Raw genomic sequence first — 20,892 nt, 5'->3', positions numbered from 1 at the left:
CCACAAAACCGCAATCCCGAAAGCCAACCAGCAGAACCAGCCACCACCCAGAACCACTCAAACCACTCCAAGCAGCCCCCGACGGCCCGCCAAACATTACACACACCCCACCACCAACGCAAATCCAGCTCCGTTGGCCATCAACACCCCCAACCAAAGACCATTCAACAGAAGTCACGCGACCTCGTCGGTACTGACAAATCCAGGGCCTCTAGCCGATCTGCCTGCAGGCTCATCACTCCTTCATCTCCCCTTTCGAGGATTCCTCGCACCACCAGAGCACGCAACGTTCGGGCAACACGTCGGTAATGCCTCCACGCCATCGGAGCGACGAGGACGTTGAGCAGACCGGTCTCGTCCTCCAGGTTGAGGAAAGTCACTCCTCCAGCCGTTCCAGGGCGTTGACGGTGGGTAACCACCCCGGCGACCTCAATACGCCGTCCGCTTTCAACACCATCCAACTGGTCGACCCGCACCACACCCCGTCGATTAAGGGCATCTCGCATATGGCGGATCGGATGATCATCCGTACTAATACCAGTGGCGCGAAGGTCGTCGCCCAATAGCTCCATCTGGGTAAGTTCGGGAAGTAGAGGAGGTTGGGTGGCCACCTGAACGTCCAGCTGCCCCGGGGCGACACCATTTATTTGGCCGATCTGCCACAGAGCACCGCGCCTAGAGCCAACGAGATCGTCGAAAGCACCGGCCAGGGCGAGTGCTTCGACCTCCTCACTACTCAAGTCAACCCGACGAGCGAGATCGTCGAGGCTGGTGAAGAACCCGCGTTCCCTTTCCTCAACAATCCGAGTCGCCGTCTCGGTACTGATACCGGAGACATCGGAAAGCCCCAACCTCACGGCAAAGTGGGTGTCGCGCCGGTGGTCGCCGTCATCATGGTTGGGATCAAAGGCCCCGATCTCGGATTCGTCGTGGTCGTGGAGACAGTCGTCCATCCCTGTTTCCAGCCCCTCACCACCGAGCCCTTCATGGCACGAATCCAACAACTCCAGATCTGCACCTACTGAAGACCTCGCCACATCAGGACGTCTCGTCACTACGCCATGCCGTCGAGCATCGGCCACCAAAGTTGCCGAGGAATAGAACCCCATCGGCTGGCTACGCAGCAGGGCTGCCAAAAAGACTGCCGGATAGTGAAGCTTGAGCCAGGCCGAGGTGTAGACCAACCCGGCGAAGCTCAGAGCATGGGACTCGGCGAACCCGAAATTCGCGAAAGATTCGATGCGGGCGTAAATGTCTTGAGCTGTGTCGTCGTCAATCCCATGGGCAGCCATCCCCTCGAAAAGCTTGGTGCGCAGGGAGTCGATACGTTCCATTCCCCGCTTGGACCCCATAGCCCGACGTAACAGGTCGGCGTCAGCAACCGTGCAGTTGCCCACGGTGGTAGCCATCTGCATGAGCTGTTCTTGAAAGAGTGGAATCCCCAAGGTGCGTTCGAGCACTGGCTCCAACAGCGGGTGGGGATAGGTGACTAGCTCAGCACCGGTGCGTCGGCGGATATAGGGATGTACCGCACCTCCCTGCACCGGACCAGGACGGATGAGTCCGATCTCCACAGCTAGGTCATAGAAGCAGCGCGGTTTGAGACGAGGCAGGGTGCCGATCTGAGCGCGGCTTTCTACCTGGAAAACCCCGATGCTGTCACCACGACACAACATGTCGTAAACCCCCGGCTCATTGCGCGGAATGGAGGCTAAGGCCCAGGAACGTCCGCAATGCCGAGAGATGAGGTCGAAGGAAAAGCTCAGTGCCGAGAGCATCCCCAGCCCGAGCAGGTCGAACTTCACCAGCCCCATCCAGGCACAGTCTTCCTTGTCCCATTGCAGCACCGTGCGACCACGCATTCGAGCCGGCTCAATGGGGCAGATGCGTCCTACTGGTTCTCGCGTCAGCACCATTCCGGCTGAGTGGATGCCCAGGTGCCTCGGCAAACCCACTACCTGTTGGGCGAGGCCGGTGACGTCGTCAGGAATCTCGGGGCCGTCGGAATCTTGGGGCGAGGGTGACACCAAGCGTTTCTCCATTTGACGCGACCATGCGTCTTGCTGGCCTTGGGAATAGCCAAGCGCCTTAGCCATGTCACGGATGGCGCTGCGCTGGCGATAGGTGATGACGTCGGCCACCTGGGCGGCATTGCGCCTACCGTATTTGGTGTAGACGTACTGGATGACCTCCTCGCGGCGACGAGCGTCAAAGTCGACGTCGATGTCAGGCTCCTCCTCGCGTAGCACCGACAGGAACCTCTCGAAAGGCAAGCCATAGAAGACCGGGTCGACCACGGTGATTCCCAGGGCGTAACAGACCGCCGAAGCCGCCGCTGATCCACGCCCCTGGCACAAGATCCCCCGCGACCGCGCAAACTCCACGATGTCGGAGACGATGAGGAAGTATCCGGCGAAGTCCCGGGCCTCGATGAGGTCGAGCTCGGTAGCCAGGCGGTCCTTGGCTACCGGATCATTCCCGTAGCAGAACCCGACGTCCCTCCTCTACCAAGTGACGCAGCCAACTGATGGGAGTATGGCCGTCGGGTACCTTCTGTTCGGGCAGACGAGGGCGCACCGACTGCAGATGGAAGGCCGTCTTTTCAGCCACCGCCACCGTGTTGTCCACTGCATCTCGATGACGACTGAAGAGGTCTGCCATCTCAGCCCCACTACGCAGCCGTGCCACCGGGCCGGGAGGCAGCCACCCATCCATCTCGTCGAGACTGCGTCGAGCCCGCACCGCCGACAAAGCACAGGACAACTCAAACTGCTCGGCCCCTGCGTAATGGGCAGCCGTCGTCGCCACCGTCGACACACTGTGGCGAGAAGCCAGTTCTGCAAGGACGTCGTTGTCGCGGGAATCGGTGGGAGCCCGGTGATCGGTCAGCTCGACCAGGACATTGCCGATGCCAAAGAGGTCGACCAGACGGCGTAGTTCCGCCTCGGCCTGCGGCATCCCTTTAGCCAATCCTTGCCTCACCGCCCCCTTGCGACACCCGGTAAGGACAGTCCAGTGCCCGTCAGCTACCTCGGCCAGATGGTCAAGGTTATGCACCGGGTGGCCCTTGTGACCTCCCTCAGCCAGGTAAGCGTCGGTGAGAGCCTCAGTCAGACGTCGATACCCTTCCGGCCCATTGGCCAGCACGAGTAGATGGCTACCAACCGGGTCGGCCACCCCGTTCTGCGGCTCAGGAATACCAATCGATAACTCCGACCCGATGATGGTGGGAATACCACAGACTTCAGCAGCTTCGGCCATCCTGACTACTCCATAGAGACCATCATGATCGGTCAAAGCCAGCCCTGACAGCCCCAGTTCCACCGCCCGAGTGACGAGATCTTCGGGGCTAGAAGCGCCGTCAAGAAAGCTGTAAGAGGAATGACAATGCAACTCGGCATAGGGCACCACCGGTCCCTCCGGCTGGGCCGGATGACGGTCAAAAGGTTTGCGGACGCGACGGTAACCGACCTGCTCACCGTGACTCTCCTGGTGGCCCGGAGAGACAGGCCTCCCAGAAATACGCCTTTCCAGTTCATGCCAGGGAATCGGCGGATTGTGATAGCTCACCGCGATCACGCCTCGTCGTACCGAGCCTCGACCCACCAGCGGTTAGCCGACCCTGCCAACACCCAAGCCTGTTGATCCTCGGTGACCAATTGCACCCGTTCCACTGAGACGGCCGGGGTACTCCACCACCTCTGGTGTACCGGCCAAGGCCCCGCCCACGCGATGACACGACGTCGCGACGTGCCGTCGTGAAACCACCCGGGAGCAATAGTAGGCAGATCCGAGGAGGTCGTGAGAGGCGTACCATCCGTCGTCTCTAGCTGGGCCGGCAAGGGCCGGGAGTACACGATTCCGGGGGCCGGGCCATCTAGATGACCAGGCCAAGGACGATCCACCGGGCGGGCATCCTCAACAACCGTCCCGAAGGGAACGAGTCGGCGTCGATCCTTGAGCATCCGGCCACCGGCGACCTCCCCCACTAGGACCCCCTCGGAGCCCAGTCTCTCCTGTAACTGAGAGATGACGTGGACGAGGTGCTCGGTTGGCTTGGCGCCAAACAGCCCCTCAGCGGTTTCTCCCGCACGATGGATGGTGGGAACGATGCGCACCGCTTCTATCCCTGATTGACAAAACTCGTCAGCGCCGCACTCGTTAATGCCACGCGGAAGGTCATCAAACTGGCGCAACAGTCGCGCCAGCAGATCATCACCGCTGAACTGCCAGGGTTGACGCCAGGTGCGCTCGGAGAAACCGGTGGTAGCTCGCAACAAAATACGGCCTGGGAACACACCCGCCCGGTCTCTGCCAGACGTGTCATGAACTCCTCTACCATTGGGCGTACCTTGGAAACGATCTGGGTTCCGGAAGGTTCTGGGTCATCAAGGACGACCTCCATGGCGTCGTCGTCCTGAGGACGCCGAGGCGACAACACTGTGACGTCCATACCCCGAGCCCAGTTATGAGCACGCTGACCGGCATCGGCAAACCGCTGCACAACGTGCTGAGGGTCTAGATCAGCGAAGGCACCCATTGTCGTCAGTCCGAGCTGGCGCAGAGTTCGCACCAATCCTTCACTGGCCCGTCCAGTGCGAGCCAGCACCGAGATGTCATAGGGAGCCAAGAAAGCTCGAGAAGTTCCCGAAGTGAGAAAAACGGGATTCCGCTTCCCGTCACCGTTGCCGTCAGTAGCCGCCACCTCAGCAGCGAACAGACCATCAGCTACCGATACCCCTACATGGGGATATCCAAGACGGGTCAAAGCATTGACCATACGCTCAGCGGCAGCAACCTCACTGCCATAAAAACGGGCTACACCGCGAGCTGCCACCGCAGCCACGCCTGGCCGTACCACGTGAACTGAAGGGGCCACGAACTTTTCGATCTCACGAACCACCTCGTCGAAGAGGATCTCCTCGGAGGCAGGGTCGTAAGGCACAACAATGCCCTCTGGGCAGCGCAATTGGGCCGCTCGCACCCGCAGGCCAGGAACTACACCTTCCTCAGCAGCACGTGCGCAACAGTCAATGACTATGCCACGGTCAACGATCATGAGCGGGTCGTCACCAGGGTAACGCCGAGATGCAACCACAATCTGCCACTTTGGGACCACCATCAAGAGGACCCGGACCGGGAAGGGACTCAGACGTTCAACAGACATCCGCCATCTCCTCGGCAGAGTGCACCCCAGTACCAGTGCGGACCAACCTCACTGAACGGTTGTGGTGATGCCTGACCACCGTCACCTCAAGTTCCTGGGCTGATAGACAGCCATACCCCTGCCCGAGGCCCCGCCAACCGGTCGTGCGCACATCGATTCGAGCAGCCGGATTAGACCACGGCCCCAGCACTACCAGAGTTGAACCGCGAGAACGCAGCCGAGCCGTCAATCGTCTTCCTGCTGACATCGGCAGCGGTGGCGGCGCTACAGCAAGGACGACATCGAGCCCCTCGATGAGGGTAGCTACCGTCTCAAGCCAGTTCCCTGGATCGGGCACGAGCACCAATCGGGACAGCTCGACTCCCCACTGCTGAGCCGCCTCAACACTCAGCTCAGGCAGACCTACCGCCCCACACCAGCCATGGGTAAGTAGCCCTAAGCCCACCGAAGATGCCCCGTCCAATCGGTATACCGCAGGCATGAGCCCACCGGGAAAGAGCGGCTGAAGCAGCGGGTGAATAGCATGGCCGTTGGGCACCTCTAACCCATCGACACCACGGCTCACCAATGCGTCGACGTCGACCATCGCACACCCCCTTGTTCGGCATCCATTAACCTCTCGATGGAAATCACCGTGACACGCGTACCCGACAGGTCTACCGATGAGTCTCCAGAACAACAGCGAACAACCTTGTCAATCGGTATTGACGTGGTTCTAAAAGCGTCCTCATCCCAGGTTGAGCACTTCGATGCCGTCATCCCTTCCTGCCATGATTGAGACCATGACCTCGTCACCTCGAAGACACCGCAACTCCCCACGGCTGCAACTAGCCGTACTGGCCGGACGGACAGCTGCAACGGTCTCCCGCATGGCAGGGAAGGGCTCGGGAGCGTCAATCCGGGGGCGGGTAACAATGAAACTGGCACCCACGGCTTTGCCCGAACTATTGGCGGGACGTCGCATCGCAAGCGTTACCGGGACCAACGGCAAGACCACGACGACCCACTTCCTCACTGCCGCAGTGCGGGCCGGGACTCCTGACAGTCAGCGGACCGTCGTCACCAATGCTGACGGCGCAAACCTGCATCACGGCATCGTCTCGGCTCTGGGACAAGCTCCTAACGCCAATATCGCAGTGCTGGAGACCGACGAGCGAGTCGTCGCCGATATTGTGGCGATGGGCACCCCGGAAGTGCTAGTGCTGCTCAACTTCAGCCGTGACCAGCTCGACCGCAATCACGAGCTGGCCTTTCTAGGCCGCGATTGGCGGGCGGCCCTCGAAAAAGCAGCCGAACACGGCCCGACAGTGGTTGCGAATGCCTGCGATCCGCTCATCGTGTGGGTGTGTCAAAAGGCTCGTCACGTCATTTGGGTAGATACCAAGCCCCGCTGGACAGCCGATTCGACGCTGTGCCCCAACTGTGGTGCCGTCCTTACTCATGGCAATCAGGGCTGGGACTGCCCTGGATGCGAACTACAGCAGCCAGCCGCTGATTGGTGGGTAGAAGACCACGACGCCGTTGAGGCTTCCGGACGACGTTTCCACCTTGACGTCCAGGTGCCGGGATCTTTTAACCTCACCAACGCCACTTGTGCTCTCGCAGCAGCTATCCATATGGGTATCCAGCCTGAGGACGCCCTGCGCGGGATTGCCACGGTGGTATCCCCCGCTGGCCGCTACGCCACCTGCACCATCAGTGGCACTCGCTGCCGTCTGCTGCTGTCGAAGAACCCCGCTGGTTGGACAGAATCTCTGCCGCTAACGGCTTCAGATCCGTTGGTGCTGGCTATTGATGCGGTGGCCGCCGACGGTAAGGACGTTTCGTGGCTATGGGACGTCGACTACGAACAGCTAGCCGGAAGAACCGTCATCTGTACTGGGCCGCGTGCCCTCGACCTGGCCGTCAGGCTACAGTACGCTGGGGTAAGGCACGTCGTCATTGAGGACCTCTCTCAGGCTCTCTCCTCCCCTCTCCTGGCCGGAAAGTGGGACGCTGAACATCCCATTGACGTGCTGTCAACTTACACACCCTTCCAGAAACTGCGCCGACTCGGAGGACTGGCATGAATACCGACCGTCCCAAGATCGTCTTGCTGTACCAGTCCCTGTTGGGTATCTACGGCGACCACGGCAATGCCGTCGTCCTCACTAAACGGCTGCAATGGCGTGGCATTGACGCCGAGCTCCTCACCGTCGAGCCTGGCCAGCCTGTACCCACCGACGGAGCCGTTTACCTGCTGGGAGGCGGGGAGGACACCGCCCAGATCACCGCTGTCCAGGAGCTCAAAGCTGATGGCGGGCTTTTCACCGCCCTTGACGACGGCGCAATGCTCTTTGCCGTATGCGCCGGTTACCAGATCTGCGGAAAGTCTTTCACTATTGGGGCCCGTGACGAAGTTATCGAAGGGCTAGGGCTCCTCGACATTGAAACTCGACGTGGCCCAGAACGTGCCGTCGGGGAGGTGTTGCACATCTGGGTTCAGCCCGACGGTAGTACTTATCCCATCACTGGTTTCGAAAACCATGGCGGCTGGACCGAACTCGGTTCCGACGCCAAACCGCTTGCTGCTGTGGAGGTTGGCTGGGGTAATGGCAATCGTCGTGACGAAGGAGCTGTGCAAGGTCGCGTCATTGGCACGTACCCCCACGGTCCGGTGCTGGCACGTAACCCGCAGCTAGCCGACCATGTGCTCGAAATGGCCCTAGGATGCCGTTTAGAGCCCCTCGACATATCGGAGATGACGGCACTGCGACAGCGTCGAATCGAAGCTGTACGCACCGGTCGACCATGAGTTTGTCACCTCGATTTTGCATCGTGGCTGAAGTCCGCTAATGTTTCTTGTCGTCGGCGCTGCTAGCTCAATTGGCAGAGCAGCTGACTCTTAATCAGCGGGTTCAGGGTTCGAGTCCCTGGCGGCGCACCGAATCGGAAGTCGTTCCATCCTAGAACCGGGGTGGAGCGGCTTTTTCGTATCCCCACCACCAAGCTTAACTGACAGCATACGGTTCCGGACTGGTCACCACCGCAGGCCCCTGCCAATCACTCTCGTAAGAGTTATCTCTTTTCACAGGATACTCAAGTCAACCGGTCACACTCCCACATCTTCTGCACGATCATTCATTCCATTACCGAAACACTGTGCACACGTGCCGGGGTGGCAGTGTTAGGGTGCTGCCTGAGGTTGTGACCTGTCACACCTGCAGAAAGTCACTGATGCGCACGTGATGTCGTTGTCGACAACACCGCATCAAGGAAGAAGTCACATGACGCATTACACGCACTCCCGCCGAGCCTTTATCCAGGGCTCTGTCGGAGCACTGGCGCTCAGTGCCTTGGCAGCCTGCTCCAACGGAGACTCGAAGGGCTCCGGCTCCAACAAGCCCGCAGCCAAAAAGGAAGACTTCACCGGTGAGGGCCCCATCACCTGGGTCCAGGGCAAGGACTTCTCCGGTGGAATGGTCCAGAAGCGACTCGACGAGTGGAATAAAAAATATCCTAAGGAAAAGGTCACCCTTATTGAGTTGTCCTCGGAGGCTGATCAGCAGCGCCAGTCTCTTATCAACGCCGCCTAGACGAACTCTGCAGCTTATGACGTCATTGGCCTCGATCTGGTGTGGGTAGCCGAGTTCGCCGCCAACCGTTGGGTCGTCGAGATTCCATCGGACACGAAACCCGATGGCGTCATAAACTCGGTGTGGGAGACCGGCTCCTACCGCGGCAAGCAGTACGCCGTCCCGTACGTCACTGACGCACCGATCATGTACTACCGCAAGGATTTCCTCGAAAAAGCCCGGGTTGAGATCCCCAAGACCTAGGAAGACGTTAAAAAGGCCACCGAAGCCGTCCGCAAGCTTCCCGGAATGCAAAGCATTGGTGGTTGTGGCGGCCAGTGGGCCAAGTACGAGGGTCTGACCTGCAACATCGCCGAGTTCATTAATACCTGCGGTGGTGCGATCGTCGATGACTCGGGCAAGGTGACCGTCGACTCCCCGGAGTCCATTAAGGGCATCCAGACAGCCGTCGATGCTTTCAAATCTAAGCTCATCCCGACTGCTGCCCTGGAGTGGAAGGAGGAGGACAGCCGCAACGGCTTCGAATCTGGCAAAGTCCTTTTCCTGCGTAACTGGCCTTACCAGTACGGCAATGACCTCAAGGAGCTCGGCCCGGACAAGTTCGGCCTTGCCCCGCTGCCCTCCATCGATGGTAAGGCCTACACGTCAACCTTGGGTGGCCACGACTGCGCTATCACCACTAACTGTAAGAACAAGGCCACGGCCCTCAAGTTCGTCAAGTGGTGGACCAGCAAAGAATCGGGTCAGTACAACCTCGAGAAGCAGTCCAACGCCCCCATCTACAGCGAGCTGTACACCAAAGACGAGAACGTCAAGAAGCTCCCGTACCTACTAACCCTGAAAGCCTCTCTTGACACTGCTAAGGGACGTCCGCACGCTGTTGCCTATGGTGACGTCACCGCAGCCATCCAAGACGCCATCTACCCGGCTTTGCAGGGCAAGATTGACGCCGAGAGCACGGCCAAGCAACTGGCCGAGAAGCTGAAGGCGGTCATCAAGAACTGACTGTCACGCAGAACTGAGCACACGGATACGGCGGGGCGGGTCACCTACCCCGCCGTATCTATGATCTCGCTCGCACTACCCGGCCAACAGCCCCGGGGACAAGGAGCTTTACTATGGCCACTGCAACAGTGGAGCAGACCAACAAAAGGTCTTCGCGGGCCAAGTCCCAAGAACGTCTAGCCTTAGCACTCATCGCGCCCACTCTCATCGTCTTGACGATCGTTATCGTCATCCCCGTCATTCAGTCAGTGAAGCAGGCTCTTTATGGTCAGCCTGGATTAGATCCGGAAACCGGATTCATCAACGACACCGAGCCGTTCGTCGGGGTGAAGAACTTCACCGACATTTTCACCGGCTCCGGGGAAAGGTTCTGGAACGCATTCTGGAACACCACCCTGTTCGGTGTCGTCACAGTCGTGCTCGAGACCATCCTCGGCGTCATCATGGCGCTCATCATGCATCGGGCAATGGCCGGACGCGGCATCGTCAGAGCCGCCATTCTGGTCCCTTGGGCTATCCCCACAGCCGTCTCAGCTATTTTGTGGGGCTGGATCTTTAACCAAAATGGTGTGGCAAATGCCATCCTCGGCGAGCACATCATGTGGGCCTCAGGCAATTGGACGGCTAAGTGGTCGATCATCATTGCCGACGTCTGGAAGACGGCTCCGTACATTGGTCTGTTAACACTTGCCGGTTTGCAAGTGATTCCGACTGAGGTCTACGAAGCGGCCAAGGTGGATGGTGCTAATGCGTGGAAAAGATTCGTCTCTCTCACTTTGCCCTTGGTCAAACCGGCATTGGTCGTCGCTGTGCTGTTCCGAACCCTTGACGCTCTGCGTATGTTCGATCTGCCGTTCATTCTCGTCGGGCCTCGTATGAAGTCAGTCGAGACACTGTCCATGCTGGTCCAGGATGAGGCCTCCAACCTGCGGTATGGCGCTGCTGCTGCGTACGCGATCATCCTGTTCCTTTACGTGTTCATCATCGCATTCGCGTTCATCAAGATCCTTGGAGCTGACCTCGTCGGTGACGAGCACAAACGCAAGAAGTTAAAGGCCACCACCTTCGTCTCCGGTGGACGTCCGGGCGGTCGTCGCACCCGGAAGAAAGCCAACGCTGCACAAGCCGCAGCCGACAAGGAGGCGGCGTCATGAGCACTGCGGCTGCATCGGGAGTCATGAAACAGCACACCCATCACAAGAAGAGCACCTGGGCTAAGGTGTTGCCGATTATCGGCATCGTCCTCATTGTCATCTACTGTCTGGTGCCGTTCTACTGGATGTTGGTGTCTTCACTGCGTCCTGATTCGGAGATCTTCGATAACACCTGGTGGCCAGCCCATCCGTCGATGGAGAATTACCAGGCGGTCTTCCAGCCGAGCAACAACTTCCTGCGCGGCCTGCTGAACTCCTTCATCGTCTCCGTCGCGGTGACGGTCATTGCGCTGCTCATCGCCACCTTCGCGTCCTACGCGCTCGCGCGTCTGGACTTTCGTGGCAAGGGCGGATTCCTCATCCTCATCATCGCGACGTCGATGTTCCCGCTAGTGGCCATCATCGTGCCGCTGCTAAAGAACTTTTCGGCATGGCATTGGATTAACACCTACCAAGCCATGATCATCCCAGACCTGTCGTTCTCCCTACCGCTGGCAGTGTGGAACCTCACGACCTTTTTAAACAGATGCCCGATGAACTGGAGCAAGCGGCCATGATCGACGGCTGCTCCCCAGCTCAGGCTTTTCGCAAGATCATCCTTCCGCTAGCGGCCCCCGGAATCTTCACTACCGCGATCATCGTCTTCATTGGTGCATGGAACGAGTTCCTCGTCGCCGTCACCATGATCAACGATCCGACGATGGAGCCCGCCACGGTGTTGTTGTCGAAGTTCACTGGAGCCTCACAGTTCAACACCCCGTTTGGCTCCCAAATGGCTGCTGGTGTCATCATGACGGTGCCACTAGTCATCATGGTGTTGGTATTCCAGCGTCGCATTGTCGCAGGTTTGGCTGCTGGCGGCACCAAGTGACGCGGCAACGAGTTCGGCCCCGATCCGTGAGGGACTGGGGCCGAACTCGCTCTGCGCAGTTACGCACTAAATCAACTCATGCCGAGCCCGTCAGACGACGCCATGTTCGCGCTCAGCAGCCGCTTGTGCGCGCAACACGGCGGCCTGTTTGAGCATCTTCTCAGCAAGGTTGCTCACCGATGAGTCATCGATATTGAGCTTGCCGTACTTCTTAGCATTCTTCTTGCCGAGTTTGGCATTCTTCTTGGCGGCCTTAGCGTCGTCCTTACGGCGCTGCTTGGCACCCTTACGAACCCGCTTGGCCTCAGAAAGTTGCAGCTTCTCGAGCTTGCGACGAGCAGTAGCACCTGTAGCGCGACCGACGATCGCGCGCAGCACGATGATGCTGATAACGCCGGCAGCGAGCGCACCTCCAGCGGCCGCGATTCGCTGCACGCGCCAGCCGTGCTCGTCCTTGATCTGGCCTTTGACCTGGTCAAACTCGCCCTGCACGAAATCACGGGCACGATCGGATGCTTCACGCTTGAGGCTTGCCGGATGCACCTCTTCGACGAGGTTTTCCACCCCGGCCGCCAGGCGAGCACGAATCGCTGCAATATCCCGCCTGATCTCATCGGCGGTACGCTCGTCCTTCGCCTTCGACTTGCTATCAGCCATATGCCCCCTCCTGGTGCCGTGTCTGGGCTTTGCGCCGGCGTGGGCGCGGCGCTGGTCTAGCAACAGCCTATATCGTTGGGGTCATGAGCACCCGTCTTCAGGCCGGTAACGCGGCCCCTGATTTCACTCTGCCCGCCGCTAACGGCAACCGCATCACCCTTTCGGGCTTCGTCGGCAAACGAGTCATCGTGTACTTTTACCCCGCTGCTATGACGCCCGGATGCACTACCCAGGCTGTCGATTTCACCGCTCATCTGAGCGAGTTTGAGGAGGCTGGGTACGAGGTGCTGGGGATCTCCCCCGATCCCGTCGCCAAGCTGCAGAAGTTCGTCGCTAAGGAGTCGCTGACCCTGACCCTGCTCTCCGACGAGGGCAAGGAGGTTATGACGGCTTACGGAGCCTACGGTCCCAAGAACGTCTACGGCAAAGAGATCGTCGGAGTCATTCGCTCCACCTTCGTCGTTGATATTGATGAGGGTGGTTCGTGTAAAATCACTGAAGCTCAGTACAATGTTCGAGCCAAGGGTCATGTTGACAAGCTCTGCAAGGAGCTCAAGATCAACTGCTGATAAGGAGTATCTGAGGGTCTTGGTAGCCGGGGCGGTAACGCCTCTGCCGGAGTGGTGGAATTGGTAGACACGCAGGATTTAGGTTCCTGTGCCTTGTGGTGTGAGGGTTCGAGTCCCTTCTCCGGCACCGCGGTAAAATGTGTGACTGTTGCCGTGCGGACGTCACGCAGCCGGTCTGTGCGACGAGAGTCGATGAGACGCGCACCTACAGAGGAGCGTTCAGTGAAGCGGCTGGGCAGCCCTTTAGTACGAGATACCTATGACGGTTCCAATGTCCCGTAAGATCAGCCCAGATGACTTCAAGGTGGCGGCCAGGCGTTGTGATGACTCAGGGGCAATATTGTGAAGCTCCTATCCCTCATCCCTGGCTACTTTGCAGATGAGCTCGACGAGGTCCCGACACTTCGTGTCTACAAATCTAGAAGCACAGATACATAACGTCATTGCCTCTAGGGCACAAAAGGAAGCGTCATGTCACGTTCAAAGACCGCACAATGCCACGCAACCACCGGGGTGAAGCCACTAGACGCAGCCCGTCCCAGAAACTGCCCGCGGACAGGAGATTGTTACGACAGCCGGATTTGTGTACCCCCAAACGGTATGCTAAAGTCAGCTTCTATCCGTGGGGGTTTGTATGAACTGCTTATTCAACCGTCGTCAACAATTATGGCTCACTGCGATAGTTTCCGGCATGACTGTAACCACGCTGATGCCCACCGCTGTTGCCCACGCATCAGACACCCAATCGCCCACCGAGTCGCCATCCTCAGACGCCATTTCCTCCCCCAGCGATCACGCAATGGGATCTCAAATCAAAAAACATGAGCATGGACCTGCGGTAACTGGCCGGGTACAGACCTTGACGACAGACACCGCACCGGAGGGAATCGACGTCTCCAGCTACGACGGGGACGTTGACTGGCCGGCGAAAGTCTCCTCGGGAATGTCATTTGCGTGGGTAAAAGCCACCGAGGGAACGTCGTATCAAAATCCATTTTTCACATCCCAGTACAACGGGTCCCAGAGCGCTGGCCTCATCCGGGGCGCCTATCACTTCGCCCTGCCATCGAACTCATCTGGAAAGGACCAGGCCACGTACTTCTCCGATCATGGCGGCGGATGGCCAGGGGACGGTTACACCCTGCCTGGGACCGTGGACCTGGAATACAATCCGTACGGCACGAATGCCTGCTACGGGTTGAATCAGACCGCGATGGCTTCGTGGATTCGTGATTTCGTGTCGACCTACCGGAATCGGTGGGGCAGGCCTCCCATGATTTACACCTCCACGAGTTGGTGGAATATGTGCGTGGGATCGGCCGCCTCGGACAGCACAGCCGTCGCGCCGTTGTGGATCGCCCGATACGCCTCCACCGTGGGGGAATTGCCGTCGGGATGGGACGCATGGACGATGTGGCAGTACTCGGTCACCGACTACGACCATGACCGAATGGCCGGAACCCGGGAAGACCTCAAGAAATTCGCGACCCATGGAACCGCGACGCCACGTCCCTGACCCTCGTGTCAGTAATGAAGTACTTCACCGACGCTCACGGTAGTCAGTTCACCGACGATGGTTTGGAACGCCGGTTGAGAATTGACGTAGAACATCATGAATACCGTATCTCAGACAGCTCCAACAATGGTGCCGATGATGAGGCCGTTAAGGGGTGCGCGGCAGTATTGGTCGGTGGTTGTAGTGGTCAGTTCATAGCGCCCGTCACCGTTAAGGTCCCACTGCCAGCGCCGAATGCGTCCGATCGAGGTGTAGGACGAGGAAGCATCCAGGCTCAACGGATTACCGCGACGTACCTGGCTTTGCCCGATCACAGCAGCACGCATCCGCACCCCAGGAACCCTCCCCAACTGGTCGAAGGGGTTTCGACCAGCGTTAGTGACGCGGTGGTGTTGACTCCGCAATCCGCGACGGAACAAAACCAACCCTCGGGATAATCTGGTACTCCGACTCCCACACACCAACGTGGACACGGCTGCGCGACAGTGCCGGACTCCCACCGGCTTCCCCACACCACCCAGGCATCAACCCAACCATTGGGCCAACAGCGAACACCATACACCCCGAAAAACCACACACGACACATGGCGGTCATCTAGAGCCCAAGGCCCCTGAGGAGGCACCAATATGGCACGCCTCGTGGCCGGTACCGGCGGAGGGACCGACGCTAAATACACCGCCGTGCGACATGAAACCGCAGTAGTACGTTAGAAATGAAACAGACTGAGGGTTACGACTGAAAGCTCCATCCAAACGAGCAAGGATACGAGCAATCCAACTACGGTCGCCACGCTCATTATGAGCACAGATGAAATCTTGCCATGATCGAGACTGCTACCAAAAGCACCGAGAACCCATCCGACACAGGGGAAAATAACCGAGGGTAATAGAAATAGAAGCAATTCTTTACCATCAAAACCAAATTCTTTCCGTACAGGATTTAAAGCCCAGATAAGATAGAACCGATATCCAATCACCGTAATCAGCCCGACAATGGCAACCGCAACAACACCGAGGATCTTGGCCCTCCTCTGCCGAATCTTTGGGTCCTCGTATACACAGATCCTTCTTCCCCACAGCCCAGCGGATCATCCCGCCACAGCATAGATGACAACCATTCCGGGAGCGACCCGGTATAGACGATCATCTACCTCTAGAACCAGTACCAGCGCTAATACAGCTCCAGTGATAGCGCCAACGATCACACCATTAATAGGAGCACGGCAGCCGCGCCTTCCTTCGGCAAGTTCAGTTTCATTCATCACCGGAAAATCCCGGCGCCGCAAATGGCCACCAATGCTCTTGCAGTCTGCCACTGACGTTTTGCATCCAATCGTCATGGGCAAAAGCAATTGCTCCCCAGAGGCCAAGGCACCTATCAGCACCGTCAACTCCCTATCGCCATGCACAACGGTCATCGTGGGTGATTACACTTAACGCTTGGCTTCGCTATACACGTCCTCACTCCACAGGTGTGAGGACAAGGGTTGGGGTGGGGCTCAGGTGTGTTCCGGGTATCGATTCTCTGCCCGTTGTCATCTGGTCATGTGATGTGTTTCCGTGGGAATGGTGGGGTCCATGAGATGTTTTCGTCGAGCCAAGGCGGGCTCTTGCGCTGCCGCAGTGTCTCGTGTCATCGTCGCGTTGGTGGCTGTGGTGGCTGGCTGGGTGCCAGCTACCAGCGCCTTCGGACAACCAACCGCGTCAGGGTCAGCGACGGCGGTCGACTGTACTTGCCACGGCGGGGTGTGGGTCGTCGTGGACATGCCTGACAAACCCCTCGCCGCGGGGTGTGCGCATCAACCCACCGACGGTATGGATGCCCTCAGTCAGATCGGCGTCGATGTTCGTCAACCAAATTCCAAGCCAGGCCTCGTCTGCGAGCTTCAGGGGCGACCCCAGGACGCTTGTGCTCACGGCGGCTATGACAAGTCCACCCGCCAGTTCTGGTCATACTGGCATGCTGCCTCCCCCGCGGACAAGTGGACCTTTTCCACGAAAGGGGCAGCTCAATATCACCCCGCCGCGGGCTCTGTTGAGGGGTGGCGATGGGGTACCGGGAAGGGTTTCCCGCCCCGCCAGGTCTCCGCTGCGCGCAAGCCACCCGCCATGCCGCCCGAGTCAGGACACGGATCGGGGCCTCTCACCACCATCGGCGTGGTTGTGGCGGTCATCGCCCTGGGCGTGGGGGTGTGGTGGACGCGCCGGAAACAGACCCGTCGAGATGCAGAGTAAGTTTGATGGGCACTGGTTAAGGAATAAGGCCACGCTCTGGCGATGCCCCCAGATCTCACCAACCCTTCTTGTCGGGGGCTCCTCCGGCGGTTCGGGGTGCCGTGGGCGCACTCGGGGCTTGCTGAGGTGATCGGTTCTGCTCCTGGCTGTTACGGCGTTGCTCGTTGAGAGCCTGTTGATTCCTTGTGGACAGGTTTTTCTGCCGTTGCTGCTCGGAATCTTTCTTTTTGGGTGTCTTGTTTTCCTGGGACTGTGAGCCCTGCTGTGCCTGATTCATTTCCTGGTTGAGGCGTTTCATGGTGGTGGACTGCTCAGTCTTCTGATCGGCTGAAGTTTGCCGCACGTAGGACTGGGGTGCCGTGGTCTTGCCGTGGCACTTGAGCCGTTGCGCAATGGCCTTGGCCTCCTTCAACGTGTCGGCGGTCATGGCAGGCCCCCGGTTGGGGTTGAGACTGTGCATCGTCACCGACTCCTCCATGGTCCACACCAGATTCATGCTCACTCGGCATTTCTGCCCTTCCGGGGCCAGCTTGAGGGCGGCACGAAGATCTTTCTCGGCGTCGGTGTAGTTACTCTCAGCGGACCGGACGGTGCCGCGGTCATAGCTGGCAATCCACGGTTCGATGATGTTGAGCTTCGTGTTCGCCCCGTAGTAGTCCTCAGCCTGCGCATACTGCTGAGAGCTAAAGGCTCCGTGGCCAAGCCAATCGAATATCAGGATGCCCGCGAGCCGGCACGCGACAAGGATGAGAGCGGCAACGAGCAGCACCGTCACCCCGATAGTGGCCCGACGCGCCCATCGAGCTCGGCTGGGACTCATCACCCCTCGCCGAAAATATCGCGTATCGGTCTGACGCGTGTGGCGAGGGTTCATCACGGAACGTCCTTTCGAGCCCGACGTAGCCGCCGGGCACTCATCGTCAGCTGGATGGCGACGTCGACTCCGGCGACGAGACCAAGGATCCATGACAGGTCCGTACCGGGACTCACCTGGTCAACGTGGGTGGTGCGCCGCAGCGACACTCGGGGAGGGGTGAGTGGCTGGCCCGAGGATCGGGTGACATACGCCAGACCCGCCTGCTGGGCGGCAGCGGCCAACGTGGCGTGGTCGGCGTGGGAGATGGCCTTCTTCCCGTGATAGGTGACGTCCCCGGTGTCGAAGGCCGAGCGGGCCATGGGCGCCCCCTTGGCGGTGCCATAGCCATAAACGGCACCGCCAGTGACCAGAGGTTTCAGAGCAGCAAAAGAGCTCGGCGGTCTTGTGGCCGTCTGCTCCCCGTCACCGAGGTAGAACACCATCCTGGTGGCCTGGGGTGACGCCTGGCGGGCCTTCTGGAGAACCCGGACCACGGTGGGCACGGCCACGCTGACATCGGTGCCGGTGCCCTTGGTGTCCTCACGCCAGGTGAGGGCGTTTGCTGCGGAAACGATCGTGCCGGTGTCGGTGGTCGAGGCCACCGACACCCGGGCGTCGTTGTCGAAGGTTACGAGCGTGAAGCGGGCACCGCCGAAAACCGCGGCGAGCGCCGCGACATCGTGGACCGCCGCGGACAGACGCGTCTTGCCGCCGTTGTCGCGGGCCGCCATCGAGGTGGTCGTGTCGATCATGATGACGATATCGGCATCCACGCTTGAACTCTGCCGCCCGGATTCACCCACTACCGGGTGCAGGCCGATTAGCCCGACGAGCACGGCTAATAGGATGTCCAAGATCGTCATGGCGACCCCGCTGCGGGTACGTCGGGCCCGCACACCAAACCACACGGCAACGACGAGCATGACCGCAGCGAGTGCCACAGCGATGGGGTAGGGATGCCAGCTCATCGTTCCTCCCGTCGTCGAGCGATCATGACACCCAGGCCTGCGATGCCGATCATGAGGACACCAGGCCAGGGCATGTCGTAGGAGCGGTGGGTGGCCATGGCCATCACGGCCTTTTTGGCCTGAGACTGAATACGATCGGCGACATCATCGGTGTCGACCTGCCCATTCGAAGGAATCGTCAAGGTCTCCCCATGGGTACGCACCACCTGCTGGTGCAGCTCGTCGCGAGCCGCCCGATAGTCCGGGTCGTCGCTGTCGGGCACGATGCCGAAAACCATAATGTGGCGTTTCACGGCCAAGTCAACGGCCTGGGGCACGGTGTAGACCGAAGGCCCGGCAACCATATTGTCGGTGGCGAGCACGACGCTTCGGGAACGGGGCTGATCGAGCTGATCGAATCTGCTTAGGCAGGAGGCCAGACCGTCGCCGACTAGTGAGCCGCCCGGGCCGTAACGCACCCCCGGGTCGAGGCCTGCCCGGCCGAGTCGTTCTCCGGCCTGTTTGAGCCCGGCCTTGACGCTGTCCCGGTCATGCGTGAGGGGGAACACCGTCACCGCCGAGGAGTCGAACATGACGAATCCGATCCGGTCGTCGCTGATGTGATCGGCCAATTGGAGGTAGGTGTTGATAACCTGACGATCCACCCCCTCCATCGAACCTGACACGTCGAGGCACAACATGACGTCACGGGTGCGTATCTGACGATCGTCGTCGTCGATCCCCTGCAACCTGGCGGCCACTAGGCCGGCCCCGCACGCGGCCACCGCCCAGCACACCACCGCCACCACCAGGCATCGCACCCGCCGCCGGGCATGGCCCCGGTAGGCGGGAAGAGCACGCAGACGGTCCGCGTGGGCTACCACGACCCGTACGGTTTTCTCCCGGTGACGTAGGAACAACCCAGTGACAACCGTCACGGCGACCGCGGCCACAACGGCAGGCCACATCCACCACCACATCAGCTCCATGAACGCACCGTCCTCACGGCCACGGACAGCAACTCATCCGGGTCGACATCGTGGCCTCTTGGGTCGAACTCCACCTGGTAGCAGCGTTCGACAACCTCGACGACCGGTTTAAGCCGCGCATCCTCATCGGCGTGACGGGAAAGATCGCCCAGACCCTCGTAGTCCAGGTCGGTGTCGCAGACAACGGCGACGAATCGACGCAATGCGATGCTGATGCGTCGGCACACGGCACGATCGGACTCACCGCGTCGGGAGGCGTCCTCGGCCTCTTCAAGATCCCGCAGCGCGGCAGCGCGGAGCGTCTCCAACGTGGCTAAATCATCGCCCGCAGCAGCGGAATCAATCGCCGCCAGGACGCGGCGACACCCCCACGCCACGCCGGCGGCCACCACCAGGCAGCCGGCAACCACCCACCACCACCTCGGGTCGTGGGAGACGGGCGGATACAAATCCAGCGGCGCACTAGTGGCGTGCGGCATGGCGCATCCTTTCGAGGAGTCTGACGATCGCCGCAACTGAATCGTCCACGTCTTCAATCGACTCATGAACGACGCCGAGGCGGTCCAGGGTGCGGCTGCGTCGGCGTGCTCGCTCTTGACGGGCGGCAGCTGCTTCCTGGCGCACATGCCGGTCGCGGGCCATGAACCCCGGCACCGCCCGGCCGGAAGCCTGATCACGGGTAGGGACGGCGATCATGGCTGGATCGGTCACATCGAGGTCCGACACCTCGATGGCGAGAACCTCGTGGCGAGCACACAGGCGCGCCAAGGAGTCTACGTCTGCGGGTTGGGGATCCCAATCGTCGAGCACGACCACGACGATGCCGCGGCGACGCAGCCCGGTGGCAGCCAGGTCGAGCAGTTCCACCAGATCGGGTTCGGGGGCCTCCAGCCGGCACCCCGCATCGAGCCCGGCAAGCATGTATTCGATCTGCGTGTCACGGTAGGACGGTCGTGCCACGCTCGGCCCGTTCGGCCCCGGAGCAACTACCGTAACGTAGTCGCCGTGACGGCACGCCACCCACGCCAACACGCCGATCGCCGCCAGCGCCACATCGGACTTACCCTGGGTGAGTGTCGCCGCACCCGCCAGCGGTCCGCCCGCCGGGACGACGAAGGCGAGAGTGTGCCTACGCTCTGCCCGGTAGCGTTTGACCAGCAGCTCGCCGGAGCGTGCCGAGGACTTCCAGTCAATGTCCTTGACGTCGTCGCCGCGCACATAGGAGCGCAGATCGTCAAAGTCCAGGCTGCGCCCCGACGTCATTGACGCGTACTGGCCGTCGAGCAGCCCCATGACCAGACGCCTCGGGTACAACGCCAGGCGTCCTTGGACAGCGGTGAGATACGCCATG

At 60.1% G+C, this 20,892-nt stretch carries 16 protein-coding genes, 2 tRNA genes and 4 pseudogenes; 10 read left to right on the top strand and 12 right to left on the bottom strand.

The window, feature by feature from the left end; genetic code table 11:
• Positions 1–164: 164 nt before the first annotated feature.
• The 4 genes and pseudogenes from F1563_RS11600 to imuA' all read right to left on the bottom strand — a co-directional run bounded on the left by F1563_RS11600 (position 165) and on the right by imuA' (position 5,753).
• A complete protein-coding gene (locus F1563_RS11600; RefSeq protein ID WP_503826441.1) occupies positions 165–2,432 on the bottom strand; it encodes an error-prone DNA polymerase in 2,268 nt (755 codons plus the stop codon).
• 40 nt (positions 2,433–2,472) lie between these two features.
• Complete coding sequence (locus F1563_RS15040) at positions 2,473–3,408, bottom strand: PHP domain-containing protein (RefSeq protein WP_503826440.1); 936 nt, start codon at positions 3,406–3,408, stop codon at positions 2,473–2,475.
• A gap of 167 nt (positions 3,409–3,575) precedes the next feature.
• A pseudogene (locus F1563_RS11585) lies at positions 3,576–5,167 on the bottom strand (Y-family DNA polymerase).
• Positions 5,157–5,753, bottom strand: coding sequence for a DnaE2-dependent mutagenesis accessory factor ImuA' (imuA', locus tag F1563_RS11580; protein WP_002528510.1), 597 nt, complete (start codon positions 5,751–5,753; stop codon positions 5,157–5,159). The pseudogene F1563_RS11585 and the gene imuA' overlap by 11 nt, the downstream one beginning before the upstream one ends.
• Positions 5,754–6,081: 328 nt before the next feature.
• On the opposite strand from imuA', the gene F1563_RS11570 reads away from it, so the two are divergent.
• The 6 genes and pseudogenes from F1563_RS11570 to F1563_RS11535 all read left to right on the top strand — a co-directional run bounded on the left by F1563_RS11570 (position 6,082) and on the right by F1563_RS11535 (position 11,772).
• Positions 6,082–7,236, top strand: a complete 1,155-nt coding sequence (locus F1563_RS11570) for a MurT ligase domain-containing protein (protein WP_069181756.1) — start codon at positions 6,082–6,084, stop codon at positions 7,234–7,236.
• Complete coding sequence (locus F1563_RS11565) at positions 7,233–7,961, top strand: type 1 glutamine amidotransferase (protein WP_002528513.1); 729 nt, start codon at positions 7,233–7,235, stop codon at positions 7,959–7,961. The genes F1563_RS11570 and F1563_RS11565 overlap by 4 nt, the downstream gene beginning before the upstream one ends.
• 56 nt (positions 7,962–8,017) lie before the next feature.
• Positions 8,018–8,090 (top strand) — tRNA-Lys (locus F1563_RS11560).
• Between the two features lie 343 nt (positions 8,091–8,433).
• A pseudogene (locus F1563_RS14430) lies at positions 8,434–9,747 on the top strand (ABC transporter substrate-binding protein).
• Between the two features lie 113 nt (positions 9,748–9,860).
• Entirely contained in the window at positions 9,861–10,901 is a 1,041-nt protein-coding gene (locus F1563_RS11540) for a carbohydrate ABC transporter permease (protein WP_002528517.1), read from the top strand.
• A pseudogene (locus tag F1563_RS11535) lies at positions 10,898–11,772 on the top strand (carbohydrate ABC transporter permease). The gene F1563_RS11540 and the pseudogene F1563_RS11535 overlap by 4 nt, the downstream one beginning before the upstream one ends.
• A 90-nt stretch (positions 11,773–11,862) precedes the next feature.
• Here F1563_RS11535 and F1563_RS11530 read toward each other — a convergent pair.
• Positions 11,863–12,429 (bottom strand): DUF3618 domain-containing protein, encoded by a 567-nt coding sequence (locus tag F1563_RS11530; protein WP_002528520.1) that lies wholly within the window; start codon positions 12,427–12,429, stop codon positions 11,863–11,865.
• Positions 12,430–12,512: 83 nt separating this feature from the next.
• Here F1563_RS11530 and bcp point away from each other — a divergent pair, with 83 nt between their 5' ends.
• From bcp to F1563_RS11515, 3 genes are all read left to right on the top strand, one after another.
• Positions 12,513–12,998 carry a thioredoxin-dependent thiol peroxidase gene (gene bcp / locus F1563_RS11525; RefSeq protein ID WP_002528521.1) on the top strand — a complete coding sequence of 162 codons (486 nt, stop codon included), beginning with the start codon at positions 12,513–12,515 and terminating at the stop codon, positions 12,996–12,998.
• Positions 12,999–13,043: 45 nt separating this feature from the next.
• Positions 13,044–13,125: transfer RNA gene (locus F1563_RS11520), tRNA-Leu, on the top strand.
• 552 nt (positions 13,126–13,677) lie between these two features.
• Positions 13,678–14,514, top strand: coding sequence for a lysozyme (locus tag F1563_RS11515; RefSeq protein ID WP_172623707.1), 837 nt, complete (start codon positions 13,678–13,680; stop codon positions 14,512–14,514).
• Between the two features lie 170 nt (positions 14,515–14,684).
• Here F1563_RS11515 and F1563_RS11510 read toward each other — a convergent pair.
• Positions 14,685–14,867, bottom strand: a pseudogene (locus F1563_RS11510) (PKD domain-containing protein); the annotation flags it as partial.
• Between the two features lie 735 nt (positions 14,868–15,602).
• Positions 15,603–15,776, bottom strand: a complete 174-nt coding sequence (locus F1563_RS14425) for a hypothetical protein (RefSeq protein ID WP_227431929.1) — start codon at positions 15,774–15,776, stop codon at positions 15,603–15,605.
• Between the two features lie 316 nt (positions 15,777–16,092).
• On the opposite strand from F1563_RS14425, the gene F1563_RS11500 reads away from it, so the two are divergent.
• Complete coding sequence (locus F1563_RS11500) at positions 16,093–16,749, top strand: SCO2322-related protein (protein ID WP_227431930.1); 657 nt, start codon at positions 16,093–16,095, stop codon at positions 16,747–16,749.
• Positions 16,750–16,804: 55 nt separating this feature from the next.
• On the opposite strand, the gene F1563_RS11495 is transcribed toward F1563_RS11500, so the two are convergent.
• Genes F1563_RS11495 through F1563_RS11475 form a run of 5 tightly spaced genes read right to left on the bottom strand, consistent with a single transcriptional unit; the run spans position 16,805 to position 20,891 of the window.
• Positions 16,805–17,569 (bottom strand): hypothetical protein, encoded by a 765-nt coding sequence (locus F1563_RS11495; RefSeq protein WP_002528527.1) that lies wholly within the window; start codon positions 17,567–17,569, stop codon positions 16,805–16,807.
• 53 nt (positions 17,570–17,622) lie between these two features.
• Positions 17,623–18,573, bottom strand: a complete 951-nt coding sequence (locus F1563_RS11490; protein ID WP_002528528.1) for a vWA domain-containing protein — start codon at positions 18,571–18,573, stop codon at positions 17,623–17,625.
• Positions 18,570–19,541 carry a vWA domain-containing protein gene (locus tag F1563_RS11485; RefSeq protein WP_002528529.1) on the bottom strand — a complete coding sequence of 324 codons (972 nt, stop codon included), beginning with the start codon at positions 19,539–19,541 and terminating at the stop codon, positions 18,570–18,572. Before F1563_RS11485 ends, F1563_RS11490 begins: the two co-directional genes overlap by 4 nt.
• On the bottom strand, positions 19,532–20,020 hold the full coding sequence (locus F1563_RS11480) for a hypothetical protein (protein ID WP_002528530.1): 489 nt from the start codon (positions 20,018–20,020) through the stop codon (positions 19,532–19,534). Before F1563_RS11480 ends, F1563_RS11485 begins: the two co-directional genes overlap by 10 nt.
• The gene (locus tag F1563_RS11475; protein WP_002528531.1) at positions 20,004–20,891 is read right to left on the bottom strand and encodes a DUF58 domain-containing protein; all 888 of its coding nucleotides are present in this window, start codon (positions 20,889–20,891) and stop codon (positions 20,004–20,006) included. The genes F1563_RS11480 and F1563_RS11475 overlap by 17 nt, the downstream gene beginning before the upstream one ends.
• Between the last annotated feature and the right edge of the window lies 1 nt (position 20,892).

It is taken from the genome of Cutibacterium modestum, assembly GCF_008326345.1.
Taxonomy (GTDB): domain Bacteria; phylum Actinomycetota; class Actinomycetes; order Propionibacteriales; family Propionibacteriaceae; genus Cutibacterium; species Cutibacterium modestum.
This window is presented reverse-complemented; position numbering and strand designations above follow the sequence as displayed.

Bases quoted from the DNA above. Each gene is read 5' to 3' on its own strand.
- imuA' (WP_002528510.1), bottom strand. From the start codon at position 5,753: ATGGTCGACGTCGACGCATTGGTGAGCCGTGGTGTCGATGGGTTAGAG.
- F1563_RS11570 (WP_069181756.1), top strand. From the start codon at position 6,082: ATGAAACTGGCACCCACGGCTTTGCCCGAACTATTGGCGGGACGTCGC.
- F1563_RS11565 (WP_002528513.1), top strand. From the start codon at position 7,233: ATGAATACCGACCGTCCCAAGATCGTCTTGCTGTACCAGTCCCTGTTG.
- F1563_RS11540 (WP_002528517.1), top strand. From the start codon at position 9,861: ATGGCCACTGCAACAGTGGAGCAGACCAACAAAAGGTCTTCGCGGGCC.
- F1563_RS11530 (WP_002528520.1), bottom strand. From the start codon at position 12,429: ATGGCTGATAGCAAGTCGAAGGCGAAGGACGAGCGTACCGCCGATGAG.
- bcp (WP_002528521.1), top strand. From the start codon at position 12,513: ATGAGCACCCGTCTTCAGGCCGGTAACGCGGCCCCTGATTTCACTCTG.
- F1563_RS14425 (WP_227431929.1), bottom strand. From the start codon at position 15,776: ATGAATGAAACTGAACTTGCCGAAGGAAGGCGCGGCTGCCGTGCTCCT.
- F1563_RS11500 (WP_227431930.1), top strand. From the start codon at position 16,093: ATGAGATGTTTTCGTCGAGCCAAGGCGGGCTCTTGCGCTGCCGCAGTG.
- F1563_RS11495 (WP_002528527.1), bottom strand. From the start codon at position 17,569: ATGAGTCCCAGCCGAGCTCGATGGGCGCGTCGGGCCACTATCGGGGTG.
- F1563_RS11490 (WP_002528528.1), bottom strand. From the start codon at position 18,573: ATGAGCTGGCATCCCTACCCCATCGCTGTGGCACTCGCTGCGGTCATG.
- F1563_RS11485 (WP_002528529.1), bottom strand. From the start codon at position 19,541: ATGGAGCTGATGTGGTGGTGGATGTGGCCTGCCGTTGTGGCCGCGGTC.
- F1563_RS11480 (WP_002528530.1), bottom strand. From the start codon at position 20,020: ATGCCGCACGCCACTAGTGCGCCGCTGGATTTGTATCCGCCCGTCTCC.
- F1563_RS11475 (WP_002528531.1), bottom strand. From the start codon at position 20,891: ATGGCGTATCTCACCGCTGTCCAAGGACGCCTGGCGTTGTACCCGAGG.